The sequence below is a fragment of the Proteus terrae subsp. cibarius genome, from assembly GCF_011045835.1.
Taxonomy (GTDB): domain Bacteria; phylum Pseudomonadota; class Gammaproteobacteria; order Enterobacterales; family Enterobacteriaceae; genus Proteus; species Proteus cibarius.
The window spans coordinates 3,218,146-3,234,513 of record NZ_CP047349.1 but is presented as its reverse complement, the minus strand read 5'-3'; the positions used below and the strand labels follow the sequence as shown (position 1 = coordinate 3,234,513).

18 protein-coding genes are annotated in these 16,368 nt (G+C 41.4%); 10 read left to right on the top strand and 8 right to left on the bottom strand.

Annotated features, from left to right (window positions below; genetic code table 11):
- Positions 1 to 28: 28 nt before the first annotated feature.
- From eexS to GTH25_RS14845, 7 genes are read right to left on the bottom strand one after another with little or no spacing between them, the layout of a single operon-like run.
- On the bottom strand, positions 29 to 460 hold the full coding sequence (gene eexS / locus GTH25_RS14875; RefSeq protein ID WP_032194320.1) for an entry exclusion protein EexS: 432 nt from the start codon (positions 458 to 460) through the stop codon (positions 29 to 31).
- Positions 461 to 514: 54 nt separating this feature from the next.
- Positions 515 to 1,048, bottom strand: a complete 534-nt coding sequence (locus GTH25_RS14870; RefSeq protein WP_024008816.1) for a FlhC family transcriptional regulator — start codon at positions 1,046 to 1,048, stop codon at positions 515 to 517.
- The gene (locus tag GTH25_RS14865; RefSeq protein ID WP_000210563.1) at positions 1,045 to 1,344 is read right to left on the bottom strand and encodes a flagellar transcriptional regulator FlhD; all 300 of its coding nucleotides are present in this window, start codon (positions 1,342 to 1,344) and stop codon (positions 1,045 to 1,047) included. Before GTH25_RS14865 ends, GTH25_RS14870 begins: the two co-directional genes overlap by 4 nt.
- On the bottom strand, positions 1,341 to 1,889 hold the full coding sequence (locus GTH25_RS14860) for a lytic transglycosylase domain-containing protein (RefSeq protein WP_004249402.1): 549 nt from the start codon (positions 1,887 to 1,889) through the stop codon (positions 1,341 to 1,343). Before GTH25_RS14860 ends, GTH25_RS14865 begins: the two co-directional genes overlap by 4 nt.
- Positions 1,876 to 2,538: a DUF6475 domain-containing protein gene (locus GTH25_RS14855; protein ID WP_004249403.1), complete on the bottom strand. Its 663-nt coding sequence runs from the start codon at positions 2,536 to 2,538 to the stop codon at positions 1,876 to 1,878. Before GTH25_RS14855 ends, GTH25_RS14860 begins: the two co-directional genes overlap by 14 nt.
- The gene (locus GTH25_RS14850; protein WP_004249404.1) at positions 2,525 to 3,394 is read right to left on the bottom strand and encodes a hypothetical protein; all 870 of its coding nucleotides are present in this window, start codon (positions 3,392 to 3,394) and stop codon (positions 2,525 to 2,527) included. Before GTH25_RS14850 ends, GTH25_RS14855 begins: the two co-directional genes overlap by 14 nt.
- Before the next feature lie 55 nt (positions 3,395 to 3,449).
- Entirely contained in the window at positions 3,450 to 3,701 is a 252-nt protein-coding gene (locus tag GTH25_RS14845; protein WP_024008815.1) for a helix-turn-helix domain-containing protein, read from the bottom strand.
- A gap of 117 nt (positions 3,702 to 3,818) precedes the next feature.
- Between GTH25_RS14845 and GTH25_RS14840 the strand changes: the two genes are divergently transcribed.
- The 10 genes from GTH25_RS14840 (at position 3,819) to deoD (ending at position 15,655) form a co-directional block, all read left to right on the top strand.
- Positions 3,819 to 4,466, top strand: a complete 648-nt coding sequence (locus tag GTH25_RS14840; RefSeq protein WP_000854920.1) for a LexA family protein — start codon at positions 3,819 to 3,821, stop codon at positions 4,464 to 4,466.
- 256 nt (positions 4,467 to 4,722) lie between these two features.
- Positions 4,723 to 6,312 (top strand): peptide chain release factor 3, encoded by a 1,590-nt coding sequence (gene prfC, locus GTH25_RS14835; RefSeq protein ID WP_156734040.1) that lies wholly within the window; start codon positions 4,723 to 4,725, stop codon positions 6,310 to 6,312.
- Between the two features lie 697 nt (positions 6,313 to 7,009).
- Positions 7,010 to 7,354 carry a BON domain-containing protein gene (locus GTH25_RS14830; RefSeq protein ID WP_109419720.1) on the top strand — a complete coding sequence of 115 codons (345 nt, stop codon included), beginning with the start codon at positions 7,010 to 7,012 and terminating at the stop codon, positions 7,352 to 7,354.
- Between the two features lie 129 nt (positions 7,355 to 7,483).
- Positions 7,484 to 8,548 carry a patatin-like phospholipase family protein gene (locus GTH25_RS14825; protein ID WP_075672700.1) on the top strand — a complete coding sequence of 355 codons (1,065 nt, stop codon included), beginning with the start codon at positions 7,484 to 7,486 and terminating at the stop codon, positions 8,546 to 8,548.
- Positions 8,541 to 9,323, top strand: coding sequence for a TatD family hydrolase (locus GTH25_RS14820; protein ID WP_164530692.1), 783 nt, complete (start codon positions 8,541 to 8,543; stop codon positions 9,321 to 9,323). The genes GTH25_RS14825 and GTH25_RS14820 overlap by 8 nt, the downstream gene beginning before the upstream one ends.
- 251 nt (positions 9,324 to 9,574) lie before the next feature.
- Positions 9,575 to 10,876 (top strand): NupC/NupG family nucleoside CNT transporter, encoded by a 1,302-nt coding sequence (locus tag GTH25_RS14815; protein ID WP_075672698.1) that lies wholly within the window; start codon positions 9,575 to 9,577, stop codon positions 10,874 to 10,876.
- Between the two features lie 519 nt (positions 10,877 to 11,395).
- Complete coding sequence (deoC, locus tag GTH25_RS14810) at positions 11,396 to 12,175, top strand: deoxyribose-phosphate aldolase (protein WP_064721106.1); 780 nt, start codon at positions 11,396 to 11,398, stop codon at positions 12,173 to 12,175.
- A 70-nt stretch (positions 12,176 to 12,245) separates the two neighbouring features.
- Positions 12,246 to 13,568, top strand: coding sequence for a thymidine phosphorylase (deoA, locus tag GTH25_RS14805; RefSeq protein ID WP_075672697.1), 1,323 nt, complete (start codon positions 12,246 to 12,248; stop codon positions 13,566 to 13,568).
- A gap of 66 nt (positions 13,569 to 13,634) precedes the next feature.
- Positions 13,635 to 14,861 (top strand): phosphopentomutase, encoded by a 1,227-nt coding sequence (gene deoB / locus GTH25_RS14800; RefSeq protein WP_075672696.1) that lies wholly within the window; start codon positions 13,635 to 13,637, stop codon positions 14,859 to 14,861.
- A gap of 77 nt (positions 14,862 to 14,938) precedes the next feature.
- Complete coding sequence (gene deoD / locus GTH25_RS14795) at positions 14,939 to 15,655, top strand: purine-nucleoside phosphorylase (protein ID WP_036934279.1); 717 nt, start codon at positions 14,939 to 14,941, stop codon at positions 15,653 to 15,655.
- A gap of 83 nt (positions 15,656 to 15,738) precedes the next feature.
- Here deoD and GTH25_RS14790 read toward each other — a convergent pair whose 3' ends face one another.
- The gene (locus GTH25_RS14790) at positions 15,739 to 16,188 is read right to left on the bottom strand and encodes a hypothetical protein (protein ID WP_164530691.1); all 450 of its coding nucleotides are present in this window, start codon (positions 16,186 to 16,188) and stop codon (positions 15,739 to 15,741) included.
- Positions 16,189 to 16,368 lie beyond the last annotated feature (180 nt).

Genomic DNA, 16,368 nt, shown 5'->3' with positions numbered 1-16,368 from the left:
AGAAGGTAGCCAGCTTGTGGTTGGCTGGCTATTTTTTTGGCTTTTTGGGATACCTTGGATAAAAGCCATCAAAAAACGAATGGAGCTTATACCAATACCATTTTTCTTCAATGCTCAAAGTTCTACCCGAATCTTTAACTTGGCTAATCAAGAATCTAATTCCAGTGCAAATAGCTAAGAAAAAGAGTCCCAAGCCAACAATTGTCCAACTCGCTTGCCAATATGCGATTGCTAAAAGCATAGTGGTGATGGTTATAAGTCCGATAGGACTAGCAGTTGCTTTAAATCCCAGGTAGCTGAAAAAAAACATGGTGCAGAACAGAAATGGCAAAGCCGCGAACTTGGCAGATGCCGTTAATATTTCTGATGGAAAAAAATGAGCCGCAGCCAAAGTCGCCAGAAAAAGCCCCAGTGATATAACCCAGCAGCGTGCTGGTAAAGATTTAAGTAAGTTTGTCATCTTAGTACTCTCAAAGTACACGGGCGGTGCACAATCAAATCATGCATCAGCATGTTAGTTCTCAAAAAGTGCTCTAGTGGTTTGCTCGGCCATAATCTCGCACACAGGACATTTAAGCTGAATGCGCTGTTGAGATACCGTCAAATACAGACTGCCGCATCGACACCGGTGTAAGGATGCTAGCTGTGATCTTAAATCACGAGCTAGAACCCAACCTTCATTAATGGTTAGTTTTTTCCAGGGGATCTCAGATGGAAGATCTGCTTCTTCCCTTGCAACCAAGTACGCATCGTAAGCCTTCATCAAAGCATCAATATTTAATTGCTTGTAGACATTATCACCACCAATATTGACATAAAGCGCCATCAGCAGGGAGCCTTCAACTAGGGCTCTTCTGCTTTTAACAATGGCATCAGATTCTGGTAATTGACCAGGACAAGGTGACTTGCCAGTCACTTCTTTGTGCAGCCTTCTGATAATGTGGATTGGCAAACCAGTATCGAGCGCGATGATCGTTGTTCGAAATCCGTATTTAATAAGCAGTGAGGCTCGGGTAAACAGCTCACTTTTGGACAGGTTATCAATCATGCATCCCCCTTGTTGTTTAGGGTTGATAATAAATAAGCGATTCTTGGGATACCTGTGCCTTTGCTCTTCACCATCTCAATCAGTTGGCTTTGGTTACCCCTTGGTTGAAACAGCATGAATGATGAGGTCGCCACTCGTTGCAGGTCGTCAACACCGGCATTAATCAGTGCATCCACCACATCGCGTGTAAGTCCAAAGCGCAAGACAGCCTCTTGCGGATCAATGCGCGCTAATTCGCGTGCTGCGTGCAGGTACGCCAAATTTAATTGATAGAAGTCTTGTTGATTGGTTGTCATTGACGGACCTCCAGTTCATGTAAAATATTGCGATAGATAGAAAGCACTCTTTGCCCATACCAGCGTGCACGCTCTTCGTTCCAACTGTGATAGCGGCCTATGCCAAGCTCTAAATCATTTGGTGAAGACTTGATTGCTTCGGCCAAAATACTGGAGCCGACCGTAAGGTTTGTGATGGGGTCTAGCAGTTCCGCTGCTGAGCTCACCCGATGCCCATGCCAATGCAAATTGATTTGCATAAGGCCAATATCGAGCTGATATTTTTCAGTCTCTTGCAGTGCTTGGTTTAACAGTTTCTCTGCTTCTGTCTTAGATTTGGCGTAGGTTGCGTTTGAACCATTGCGAATTGCGTATGGCCATGGACTGGTCATGTTGAGACCACGATGTGAGGCCGACTCAGCCAAGGCAACGGCGTAGAGCATGACTGGATCAATACCAACGCTTTGTGCTGCTTTTTCCCACTGATAGCCCGGAAACGCATAGACTGAAGTGCTTGCGGACATGGCTATCACTAGGGCAATGGTTTTTGATTTAATCGTTTTCATTTTTGTCCTCTAATTGATTTCCGAGAAGCGCCTGAATGGCTTTCGGGCTTATTCTTTTCAAAGGCACTGCGATAAAGTCGGTGATGCCTCTTGTATAAACTTGTGCTGCTTTTGACCAGTCGCCCACGGCAACCGGCGCTTGCATATCAAACCCTTTTTGCTGGTTCTGATGGTCTGCAATACCTTGTAATAGCCTTGGGTATTCACCCACTTCGTCCCGCAACAAGTAAGCCTGGTAGCGTGTTAAAAACTCTTTTTGTTTAAAGGGGTATTCCCTGTCATCTACCTTGCAGAGTTCAACCCATCCCCCCATGTCTGAAATAACGCGGTGAATAAGCGCATCGTCAAACATCACGGATGTCCAAGCGCCAACCTGACGAACAGCCTTGTCAACTTTGTTCCAAGCAACCATGGCTCTTGAACCCGAGTTACCATCGATATGCTTGATGACGTCAGCGGGCTTTGGAAAAAATTGCCCAGTATCCGGTGATTGAATATGCCGAGTCAGACCGATTCGCACTTCTTCAATGCTATAAGCACGAAGGGCTTCAAATGCGATGGATAGCAATTGTGGTGATACGCTTTTGCCATACATGGCCCAAGCAGCTCCCCAAACTTCAGCAAACTCGCGTTTATCAACCTCCTGCACTTGAACGAACCTCCCGAATACCTGGTCCGGCCCAGCTTTCAGCAATGCGGCGATTGCTTTCTTCAATGTTCAACTGGTGATTGCTGCCCTTTAGGCTCGTCGATGATTGCTGTACTTCATCAATGCGAACGTACTCGTCTTCCCATTGGCGGTTTAAAAGCCAGTTATGTGGCATAGGGGTCTTAGTCCGATCTTGATACTGCAATCGGTTGTCTCGTTGCTCTTTCCAGCGTGTTAGCACTTCCAAGGCGAGTTCATGGTCTTCATTGAGGCCCATGCGTAGCCATTCTTCTTTGGCTTTCGCTTTTTTTTCTTTGCGTATTTGTACATCCCAGAAGTCTTCAAACTGTATGTAGTCAACAGTTTTAACTGTTGGTTTATTGCTTCTCTCAGAGTCATCCGACCGTTGAGAGTCCCTTACCGGGTTGCCATCAGGCATAAACAATGATGAAAATTCTTCTGGTAGCCGAGCTTGAAAAGCGGCAAGAGATTTCAAAAGCGATGCCATACCAATGAAGTCGGCAGGTACATCTTTAAGCAACCGAAAGGCTGCTTTACCTTGGTTCGGGTTTTCGATTGGGTTGTGCTTCAGAAAGCTCCGAATCAAAGTCCAACCGGATTCCTCGCAACGAATGAGGAACTGATCTTGTTCTAACTCCTTTAGAGCCTTGGCAACCTGTTGCTCATCCCAGTTCAAGTCAGAAGCAACGTAACCAATCGGCAGTCGAAAGCAGCCAAGCAAATTACAATGTGGGCATGTAAGCAAATACAGTCCTAGCAACTTCGCTGAGTCACTCCAGGACAAAACGTTTTGCTTTAGCCAAAAGCGGGTATAGACCTTGCCATAGTCACGCATGGAGGAACTCGCTTTTGTGTTTACGTAAAATGCTGACCATTATTTGCCCTTAATCCTACTGGTTACTGGCTTTCAGCTCGCTTGGGCATGCGGGATAGATGTCCGGTCTTAACTGAGATCGGGTTACCTGTCCTTGCGTAGCTTGTTCGATGGGTAAAACGAATTCAGCGGGAACACGCCCTGATTTATTCAACCAAAACCAGACGTTTTGCTGTTTTGAGTTGATGGCTCGTGCTAATGCTGATTGCCCGCCGACCAAGTCAATGGCACGGCGGAGATGTTTTTGTGTCGTGTTGAACACTTCCATACCGTCTCCTGTTACAATAATAACTGTTACAAGATTGAATGTTACAGTTTAAACTGTAGATTAGTCAACAGTTAAAATTGTTGAAAGGCTACAGTTTTATTTGTAGAATACGGGCTTATGAAAACTTTATCCGAACGACTAAACCATGCCTTGCAGCTTACTGGGGTGACTCAGTCTGAGTTGGCTCGTCGCATTGGTATCAAACAGCAGTCGATCAGCCAGATTTGCTCTGGTAAATCGGCTAGGTCTCGTTACACCATGCAGATCGCGGAGGCGCTTCGCGTGAATGCTCATTGGCTCGCCACAGGTGATGGCGAGATTGGCTTGGGAGTCGGTAATGTAGAAGTCGGGCCTGACATTAAGGGAAGAATTCCTCTCATTAACTGGGTTCAGGCCGGTGATTGGACTGAAATAGCGGAGGGATTTGCCCATGAAGATGCTGAGGAGTGGCGTGAAGTCACTGGGAAAGCACATGAGGGTTGTTTCGCACTTCGCGTAAAAGGCGACAGTATGGAAAATCCAAGCGGAAAAAAATCCATACCTGAGGGGGCAGTGATCGTTGTTGATCCTGAGTTACCTTATTCTTCAGGTTCATTGGTTGTTGCGCGTTTGGATGATTCGAAAGAAGCAACCTTTAAGCAGTTAGTTATTGATGGTGAACAGAAGTACCTAAAACCTTTGAACCCGCAATACCCTGCAATACCGATCAACGGCAACTGCACCATCATCGGTGTAGTACGACAAGCTATCATCGATTTCTGGTAGCGAAGGAATTTGTGGTTTAGCCACAGCTGTTCATGAGCTGAAGAAGCAACGATTGCAAACAGCTACAACTGAGCATTGGCGCACGCTGAGAGTAAATGATAGCCGATTAGATAACCATTGATTGTTTATAAAGTCAAGATCAGCGAAAATAGCGGCCAATTACGATTAACACGACGGATTTGACAAGCGAAGAACTGAAAAGAGAGTACTTCCAAAAGTGTGTACAAATCCGTGTACAAACTAAAAGAATTTATACATGGCAAACCAAGATTTTCTCAATGAAATCAATAAGCGAAGGACCTTTGCTATCATCTCCCACCCCGATGCGGGTAAAACAACCATCACTGAAAAAGTGTTGTTATTCGGACAAGCAATTCAACGTGCAGGAACCGTAAAAGGTCGTGGTTCAAATCAGCATGCAAAATCTGACTGGATGGAAATGGAAAAACAACGTGGTATTTCTATTACAACCTCAGTCATGCAGTTCCCTTATGCAGATTGCTTAGTTAACTTATTAGATACTCCAGGACACGAAGACTTCTCTGAAGATACTTATCGTACTTTAACTGCTGTTGACTGCTGTTTAATGGTAATTGACTCCTCTAAAGGGGTTGAAGATCGTACTCGTAAGTTAATGGAAGTAACGCGTCTACGTGATACACCAATTCTGACTTTTATGAATAAACTCGACCGTGATATTCGTGATCCAATGGAGCTCATGGACGAAGTTGAAACAGAGTTGAAAATTGCGTGTAGCCCTGTGACTTGGCCTATTGGTTGCGGGAAACTCTTTAAAGGGGTTTATCACATCCTTAAAGATGAAACTTATCTTTATCAAACAGGCCAAGGTCATACTATTCAGGATTCTCGCGTCATTAAGGGATTAGATAACCCAGAGCTTGATGAAGCTATTGGTGATGATTTAGCAAGCCAATTACGTGATGAATTAGAGTTAGTATTAGGTGCATCTCATGAATTTGATCATGAAGCATTCTTAGCTGGCGAATTAACTCCAGTGTTCTTTGGTACAGCATTAGGTAACTTTGGTGTTAACCATATGCTTGATGGCCTTGTAAAATGGGCACCAGCACCAATGCCTCGTCAAACCGATATGCGTGAAGTTACCGCTTCTGAAGAAACGTTCACGGGTTTCGTCTTTAAGATCCAAGCCAATATGGATCCTAAACATCGCGACCGTGTTGCATTCCTGCGCGTTGTATCTGGTATGTATGATAAAGGCATGAAATTACACCAAGTTCGAATCAAAAAAGATGTGGTGATTTCTGATGCATTAACCTTTATGGCTGGCGACCGTTCTCACGTTGAACATGCTTATCCAGGGGATATTATCGGTCTTCATAACCACGGTACAATCCAAATTGGTGATACTTTCACTCAAGGTGAAATTCTGAAATTTACCGGTATTCCAAACTTTGCACCGGAGCTATTCCGTCGCATTCGTTTACGTGATCCGTTGAAACAGAAACAGTTACTTAAAGGATTGGTGCAGTTATCAGAAGAAGGTGCTGTACAGGTCTTTAGACCACTGGCAAATAACGATTTAATCGTAGGGGCTGTGGGTGTACTTCAGTTTGATGTGGTTGTTGCAAGACTTAAGAGTGAATATAACGTTGAAGCGATTTATGAATCCGTTAACGTTTCAACAGCTCGCTGGGTTGAGTGTGATAACGAGAAAAAACTCGAAGAGTTTAAACGTAAAAATGAACAAAACTTGGCACTTGATGGCGGCGATAACTTAACTTATATCGCACCAACAATGGTCAACTTGAATTTAACGCGTGAGCGTTATCCTGATGTTGAGTTTCATCAGACACGTGAACACTGATACTCGTCATACTTCAAGGTGTAGCGTTGTTGACTGCGTTCATTCGTACTAGTCACATACTTATGTATGCTCCTAGTGACTCATTTACTTGTCGCCTAGCTACATCTTGAATTATTTAGAGTATCTACTCTTCTGCTTCAAGGTGTAGCGTTGTTGACTGTGTTCATTCGTACTAGCCACATACTTATGATACTCGTCATACTTCAAGGTGTAGCGTTGTTGACTGCGTTCATTCGTACTAGTCACATACTTATGTATGCTCCTAGCGACTCATTTACTTGTCGCCTAGCTACATCTTGAATTATTTAGAGTATTTAACTTAATGAAAAGGCTATGTTTTTTTAATATAGCCTTTTTTGTTTCTTAGCTTTTCTTTATTAAATCTACTCAACATATCTCTAATATCCAGCCCAAAAGCCCTTCTTCATTTGGAATTAATCTCTTTTTTTTCTGTTAACATTATGCTCGTTTTTATACTTATTTATAAATATATGTAAAATTTATTATAGTTTTATTCGTTATTATTAGAATAAAATTACTAGGATTAGTCTTTATTTGTTATTTTTTACTTTATTTAACTCAAATAGCTTATTAGTGTAATAGCTTAGATTGTTAAAGTTTTGTAGTAATTCATAAAAATACAGATATTAAAACACACATATTTCCTGTCGCAGTTATTGTGATTAGGGGGAGAGCAATGGAACAATATAAAACGCTGAAATTAGCGTTAGTAATGTCAATGGGCTTGGCTTTTGTCAGTATGGGCGCATCAGCTGAAACATCGTGGTATAGCGAAATCAATAACAGTGGGAATAACACGGGGCATTATTTAAGTGATACTTCCATCTCGAATAAGATTAAAGATACGCTATTACCAATGCAAGATATTGATAGTGAAAATATTTCTATTCGCACTGAGTTTGGACATGTTTTTCTTTCAGGTTTTGTTGATAGTAAAGCGCAAGAAGAAAAAATCTTACAAATTATTGAAAAAATTGAAGGTGTTAAAAGCGTAGATTCAGATGTAAATATCAAATCATAAAAATGATTTTCTTTTATATTCGTCATATTCTAAGAAGATATTGTCTGATTTATTTGTATGAATACGTAAAAAGAATGACGACAAAAAAATGTGCGGGTATCCTTTGATAAGTTGTATAAAGGAGACATTATGGGGAAGTATATACCTGTCACATTAAATAATATTACTGCACTCGAATTTCAATCCTCACTACCACAAGGCAAAGTCGCTTTAGTTTGTGAAGGCGGAGGTCAACGCGGGATCTTTACTGCGGGTGTCCTTGATGAATTTATGCGATCACAATTTGATCCCTTTGATATTTTACTTGGGGTGTCTGCGGGAGCGCAAAATTTATCTGCTTTTGCCTGTGGTCAGCGTGGATATGCACGTAAAATTATTAATCGCTATACAACTAATAATCAATTTTTTAATCCCCTTCGCTTTGTCCGTGGTGGTAATTTACTGGATCTTGATTGGTATATAGAAACGACTGCCAAAGAAATGCCTCTTGATATGCCAACAGCGCTACGTCGTTTTGATACAGGGCGTGAATTTTATATGGTGGCAAGTCGTTCCGATAATTTTCAGGCAAATTATTTTCAACCCGATGAACCGACTTGGCTTGAGATAATCAAAGCATCTAGTGCTATTCCTGCTTTTTATCGTAATGGTGTTTTATTTCATGATGTTGTTTATCATGATGGTGGCATTAGTGATGCTATCCCTGTGAGAGAAGCTTATAGGCGTGGTTGTCGTACTATTGTTGTTGTTCGCACTGTTCCTTCTGAATATCAATACACAACTGAATGGGTTGAGCGTATGGGAAAATGGTTTGAAAATAGCCGTTTACAGCGCTTTATGGAGATGGCACAAGTGCATATCGAAACCTATACCGAGACAATTAAATTTATCCAATCGCCCCCAGAAGATGTTGTGGTTATTGAAATATATCCACCAACCACATTGCAATCTAGCGCGCTAGGAAGTCGTTTAAGTGCACTAAATCATGATTATCATGTGGGCAGACGTTGTGGGCGCTATTTTCTGGCAACAATTGGTCAGCACTTTTCTAAGAAAAAATTCAAACAACACGATAAAAAAGTCTTTAGTTTGTTTGAACAAGAAGCGAAGGCTGATAAAGCAGAGAATGCCTCTATAATTCAACAAGGAACTCGCAGCGTACACCCTGATGTGAGGCAGATTCAGAATGAATAAATTTATTGATACCCACTGCCATTTTGATTTTCCGGTTTTTTATGATGATATTGCTAACAGTTTGTCACTAGCGCGTCAGGCTCATGTTGAAAAAATCATTATTCCCGCCGTTGCACGTTGGAATTTAGATGTTGTTGCAGAGCTCGCTAACCATCACCATCAATTATATTGTGCATTGGGATTACACCCTTTATATATCAATGAGCATACTGAACAGCATCTTTTGGAATTGGAACAAAAATTAAAAACGACTTCTCGTTGTGTTGCTATCGGCGAAATTGGGCTTGATGATTATATGGAAAATCCCCAGTCAGAGAAGCAAGAGGCATTTTTAATTGCACAGCTTAAATTAGCGATTAAATTCGATTTACCTGTGATCCTACATTCACGTAAAACCCACGATAAGCTAAGTGCACTTTTACGCCGTTATGATGTGCCTCGCAAAGGGGTTATTCATGGTTTTGCAGGAAGTCTGCAACAGGCAGAAAAGTTTATTCAGCAAGGCTATTTTATTGGTGTTGGTGGAACCATTACTTATGAGCGAGCACAAAAAACTCGCCGTGCAATTGCCTCGTTACCACTAGAATATCTGTTATTAGAAACAGATGCTCCTGATATGCCTGTAAGTGGTTTTCAAGGTAAACCTAATCGCCCAGAACGTATTCAGAACGTTTTTTCCCAACTCTGTGAGCTGCGTCAAGGATCACCAGAGGCGATCGCAGAGCAACTCTATCTCAATAGCCTACAATTATTTGGGCTCAACAATATTACCTAGCGCTTGAATGAAAATGCGGTTTATCTAAAGGTTAAAAACTCCCTAGCCTGTTCAACAATGCAATTTTCTTTTTTGTGTGATCTACTTCTCATTTATGACTTTTGTGTTACTTTTTTCAGACTCTATTTGTGATGGGTATTGAGGGTTCTTTTCTTAGACTAGGTATAATTATCCGGCAAAAAGAGTCAATAAGCTCTGGTTAGAGCGTTATTGATAATCCATTAAATTTTTATGTGAACAGGGATCCTTCAATGCAACTCATTATGAGCTTGGTCGGAATGGCAACATTAATATTGATAGCCATTCTGTTTTCCAGCAATCGACGTGCAATTAGATTACGTACAGTTGGTGGCGCATTCCTTATTCAGATTGGCTTAGGCGCATTTGTACTTTATTCAGATGGTGGTCGTAAAGTATTAATGGCTATTTCTGATGGTGTTAAAAATGTCATTGATTACGGTGAAAATGGAATGAGTTTTCTGTTTGCCGGCCTAGTATCAGACAAAATGTTTGAGTTGTTTGGTGGTGGTGGTTTCGTTTTTGCCCTACGCGTGCTGCCTGTTATCGTATTCTTCTCTTCACTAATTGCTGTGCTGTATTACCTCGGTATCATGCAAATTGTGATTAAAATTCTTGGTGGTGGCTTACAGAAAGTATTAGGCACATCACGAACAGAATCGATGTCTGCAACAGCTAATATCTTTGTTGGGCAAACAGAAGCCCCGCTGGTTGTTCGCCCTTATATTGCAAGAATGACAACCTCAGAGCTCTTTGCTGTTATGTGTGGTGGTTTAGCCTCTGTTGCAGGTTCTGTGCTTGCTGGATACGCCAGCATGGGCGTACCGTTAGAGTATTTGATCACTGCATCCTTTATGGCCGCTCCTGGTGGTTTACTCTTTGCTAAATTATTGATCCCTGAAACAGAAACACCTGATGATCAAAAAGATGCACTTGATAAAATGGCAGATGATGAGAAACCTGCCAATATTATTGATGCTGCCGCAGCGGGTGCCTCTTCAGGCTTACAGCTTGCTCTGAACGTCGGTGCCATGTTACTTGCTTTCGTTGCATTGATTGCATTAGTTAATGGTATTCTTGGCGGTATTGGTGGCTGGTTTGGTTATGAGAATTTCTCATTAGAATTAGTGTTAGGTTGGATCTTCGCACCAATTGCTTTCCTTATCGGGGTACCTTGGAGTGAAGCAACTATTGCAGGCTCATTTATTGGACAAAAAATTGTTATTAATGAGTTCTATGCTTACTCTGAGTTTAGTAAATATCTACAAGAAGATGCATTAGTTGCAGGTTCTGGACTTATGGTGCTATCAGAGCAAACGAAGATAATCATCTCCTTTGCATTGTGTGGTTTTGCTAACCTCTCTTCTGTTGCCGTACTGTTAGGTGGTTTAGGTGGAATGGCGCCTAACCGTCGCAAAGATGTGGCGCGTTTAGGAATGAAGGCCGTACTTGCTGGTACACTCTCTAACTTAATGAGTGCAACAATTGCAGGTTTCTTCTTTGCATTAACAGCAATGGCAGTGGTTGCTGCTTAATTGATTTTTATTGTGAAGAGCAGATGGGTTTTACCTATCTGCTCTTTTATGTTTGTTTTCTGTTGTAATGTTAACTATTTTTATTGTGTGAGATATTTCGCAATTTGTATTGAGTAGGGCCAATAGCAATATCATTTTATATTGATCACGCTTTTTTTTGCGTTATAAAGACGACTTAAAGGCGCTATTCGAGTAACATTAAACCAGAAAATGACCTAAACGTGATATTTGTCACATTTTTATGTCATTGTTTGCAAGTTGCATTTGATTAGTGTGACGTAAAGCACATCTAATTGTTCCTTAGCGTGTTCAAATAAGATGTGCTGAAACTTCATGGAATGGCGAAGGCTCAATGACGGGTCGCCGAAGTGAGCATAGCGCGGTGAGAGGGAGCTCAGCTGTCGTTGTAGCGCAAGTTACAGCAACATCTTCAAGGAACCAAGTCCGCTCGCCAACAAATTAATCGCTAACCTTAAGCGTACGCCCAAAAGGGCTTGAGAAACATCGTTGGAGAGTTTTATGACAGATTTAACCGCTGCAGCGCGCCTTGCGCTGTCTTTGATGGATTTAACTACATTAAATGATGACGACACTGATGCAAAAGTGACTGCATTATGTCATCAGGCTAAAAGCCCAGAAGGCAATACAGCCGCTATTTGTATCTACCCACGTTTTATTCCATTAGCACGTAAAGTGTTACGCGAACAGGGTACTCCAGACGTTCGAATTGCAACCGTAACTAACTTCCCTCATGGTAATGATGATTTAGATATCGCATTAGCAGAAACCAACGCGGCATTAGCTTATGGCGCAGATGAGGTTGACGTAGTTTTCCCTTACCGTGCATTTATGGCAGGTAACGAGCAAATCGGTTTTGATATCGTTAAAGCATGTAAAGAAGCTTGTGCAGAGGCAGGTTCTTTACTGAAAGTAATTATTGAAACGGGTGAGCTGAAAGATCCTGCACTTATCCGTAAAGCATCTGAAATTTCAATCAAAGCAGGTGCTGACTTTATTAAAACTTCCACAGGTAAAGTACCTGTAAATGCAACACTGGAAAGCGCTGAGTTAATGATCCAAGTGATCCACGATATGGGTGTTGGCAAAGAAGTTGGTTTCAAACCAGCGGGTGGTGTACGTACCGCTGAAGAAGCTGCTCAATACCTTGCATTAGCTAACCGCATTATGGGTGACAACTGGGTTGATGCCCGTCACTTCCGTTTTGGCGCGTCAAGCCTGTTAGGTAATTTATTAGCCACTTTAGGTCATGGCGAACAAAAATCGTCTAGTGGTTACTAATCCATTCGTGAAATACGCCCACTCTTCATTATTGTGGGCGTTACCAATGCTATAAAACCAGGAGGTTGCAGTGTTTCTTGCCCAAGAGATTATTCGTAAAAAGCGTGATGGTCATCCTTTAACTGAGGAAGAAATTCGTTTTTTCATTAATGGCGTCAGAGATAATACTGTTTCTGAAGGTCAAATTGCTGCATTAGCAATGACTATTTATTTCCACGATATGACAATGCCAGAGCGTGTTGCTTTGACATTAGCTATGCGTGATTCCGGTACAGTTCTGAACTGGAAAAGCCTAAATTTAAACGGCCCAATCGTTGATAAACACTCAACTGGTGGTGTGGGTGATGTAACTTCACTGATGTTAGGGCCAATGGTTGCGGCTTGTGGTGGTTATGTTCCTATGATCTCTGGTCGTGGATTAGGCCACACAGGTGGAACATTAGATAAGCTTGAAGCAATTCCGGGCTTTGATATTTTCCCTGATGATGAGAAATTCCGCGACATTATTCGCAATGTCGGTGTTGCCATTATCGGACAGACTAATTCATTAGCACCTGCTGACAAACGCTTTTATGCTACCCGTGATATTACTGCTACAGTTGATTCAATCCCGCTTATCACTGCATCTATTTTAGGTAAAAAATTAGCTGAAGGCTTAGATGCATTAGTGATGGACGTTAAAGTGGGCTCGGGTGCCTTTATGCCGACTTATCAGAAATCTGAAGAGCTGGCTGAGTCAATTGTTCAAGTAGCAAATGGCGCAGGCTGTCAAACTACGGCACTGTTAACGGATATGAATGAAGTATTAGCTTCTAGCGCAGGTAATGCGGTTGAAGTACGTGAAGCTGTTCAATTCTTAACAGGTGAATATCGTAATCCACGTCTATTTGAAGTCACTATGGCGCTGTGTGTTGAAATGTTAGTATCAGGCCGTTTAGCGGATGATCGTCAACAAGCTCGTCAAAAACTGCAAGATGTGTTGGACAACGGTAAAGCGGCAGAAGTCTTTGGCCGTATGGTTGCAGCACAGAAAGGCCCATCTGATTTTGTTGAAAACTACAATAAATACCTGCCAACTGCGGTATTAAGTAAACCTGTATTCGCTGAGAAAGCAGGATTTATCACTGAAATGGATACGCGTGCATTAGGTATGTCAGTTGTGACATTAGGCGGTGGTCGTCGTAAAGCAACTGATACTATTGATTATAGTGTTGGCTTAAGCGATATCGTAGCGCTTGGTGCTGAAATCAATACAGATACACCTTTAGCGATGATCCATGCTAACAGTGAAAAATCATGGCAAGAAGCTGCGGCTGAAGTCCGTAAAGCGATGGTAATTGGTGACAGCAAACGCGAAGCTTCACCAATGGTGTACCGCCAAATCAGCGAATAAGAACTCAATTACGATTTATAAGTGACATATCCGTGGTCTACGGAGAATGACACAGGAGAGAGAATTATGAAACGTGTACATATCATGGTATTAGATTCCTTCGGTATCGGTGCTGCCGGTGATGCGGAGAAATTCGGTGACCAAGGTTCAGACACTTTAGGGCATATCGCACAAGCGTTTGCTGATGGTAAAGCAGATAGAGAAGGTCGTAAAGGTCCTCTTCATTTACCTAATCTTTGCCGTTTAGGTTTAGGTAAAGCTGCGGAAGAATCAACAGGTAAATTTCCTATTGGTTTAGATAAAGACGCAGATATTATCGGAGCTTATGGCTACGCGAGTGAAATCTCTTCTGGTAAAGATACTCCGTCAGGCCACTGGGAAATCGCAGGTGTTCCTGTTCTGTTTGATTGGGGATACTTCAAAGATCTGAAAAATTCATTCCCGCAAGAACTGTTAGAAAATATCGTTAAACGTGCAAAATTACCGGGTTATTTAGGTAACTGCCACGCATCTGGTACAGTGATTTTGGATGAACTGGGTGAAGAGCATATGAAAACTGGTAAGCCGATTTTCTATACCTCTGCTGACTCCGTATTCCAAATTGCATGTCATGAAGAAACTTACGGTTTAGATGAATTATATGAGCTGTGTGAAATTGCTCGTGATGAACTAAACAAAGGCGATTACAACATTGGTCGTGTTATTGCGCGTCCATTTATCGGTGATAAACCGGGTAACTTCGCTCGTACAGGTAACCGTCATGATTTAGCGGTTGAGCCACCAGCACCAACTATGTTGAAAAAACTGGTTGATGAAAAACAAGGCCACGTTGTTTCTATCGGTAAAATTGCTGACATCTACGCAAATGTAGGTATCACTAAAAAAGTGAAAGCAACGGGTATTAATGCTCTGTTTGATGCGACACTCGAAGAAATGAAACTTGCGGGCGACAACACAATTGTATTCACCAACTTTGTTGACTTTGACTCTTCTTACGGCCACCGTCGTGATGCTGTGGGTTACGGTGAAGCTCTTGAGTTATTCGACCGTCGTTTACCAGAATTAATGGAACTGGTAAAAGAAGATGACATTCTTATCTTAACAGCAGACCACGGTTGTGACCCAACTTGGCCTGGTTCTGATCATACTCGCGAGCACATCCCTGTTCTTGTTTATGGTCCAAAAGTTAAACCAGGTTCATTAGGTCACCGTGAAACCTTTGCTGATATCGGCCAAACTGTTGTTAAATACTTCGGTTTGTCTCCAGTCGATTACGGTAAAGCAATGTTTTAATTTTACTTCGGTAGGTATAGCAATATGCCTACCGAATTATATTTAAATAGTAAAAAGATCAATTAAAAGGAAGAATTATGGCTACCCCTCATATTAACGCAGAAATGGGCGATTTTGCTGATGTCGTTTTAATGCCGGGCGACCCGCTTCGTGCTAAATACATCGCTGAAACTTTTTTACAAGACGTGCGTCAGGTAAATAATGTTCGTGGTATGTTAGGTTTTACAGGTACGTATAAAGGCCGTAAAGTTTCTGTAATGGGCCACGGTATGGGTATTCCTTCCTGCTCAATTTACGCAAAAGAATTAATTACAGATTTCGGCGTGAAAGTTATCATCCGTGTTGGTTCATGTGGTGCAGTATTACCAGATGTTGAACTGCGTGATGTTGTTATCGGTATGGGCGCATGTACTGACTCTAAAGTTAACCGTCTGCGTTTCAAAGACCAAGACTTTGCTGCCATCGCTGATTACCAATTAGTTCAAAATGCTGTTGATGCTGCAAAAGCGAAAGATATTAAAGTTCGCGTTGGTAATATCTTCTCTGCTGATCTGTTCTACTCACCAGATCCAGAAATGTTTGATGTAATGGAAAAATACGGCATCCTAGGTGTTGAAATGGAAGCAGCAGGTATCTACGGTGTTGCAGCTGAATACGGCGCAAAAGCACTGACTATCTGTACTGTATCTGACCACATCAAAAAAGGTACACAGACCACAGCAGAAGAGCGTCAAACTACCTTTAATGAAATGATTGAAATTGCATTAGAATCTGTTCTGCTACTAGAAGACTAATCAATACATTTTGTTGCTTAAAAATAGTAAAAAACCCAATTTTTAAATTGGGTTTTTTTATGTCTAATTAATAAAGTTAGAAACTAAGGAGCATAAATATACGTTTCTAAGTAAGGATCCATTTTGATGGCATAATTTTTGATATTATCCAAACTTGGTGATAACGGCTCTTTACACTCTTTCTTACTGATAATGTTATTGTCTTTATAAACAATAATACCATTAAAATTCCAACCTCTCCCTTCGCCGTCATAAACGACGTAGCTATAGTTTCCATTCTTAAAACGAACATAGGTCGATGCCCCTGCAACAAACATCTGATGCCCATAAAAGACATTATTATTAGGTTGTTGAGGTACTGGTAGTGTTATCTCTGTTTTAGCAAGTGTGCCATAACGATAAACAGGAGGTTTTCCATGTTCAACGAACACGCTGACATACTTACCATTTTCAAGTTGGCAGGTAAATTTTTCAGCATGGACACTTGCGGATAATAATACGAATACAGCAGCAACAGCGATATGTGCTTTCATATTGTGTTCTCCGTTAATTACCTACTCTATTACTTTAAGTATCGGCAAAGAACACAAAATATGTAGAGTAAATATTCTGATTATTTAGTTAGGTTACTAATTTTCATTTTAACCAATATTTGTGTTATTACCAGAATAATCAACTGTGATAATTTCTTTGTTTATATTTTCATTGAACGC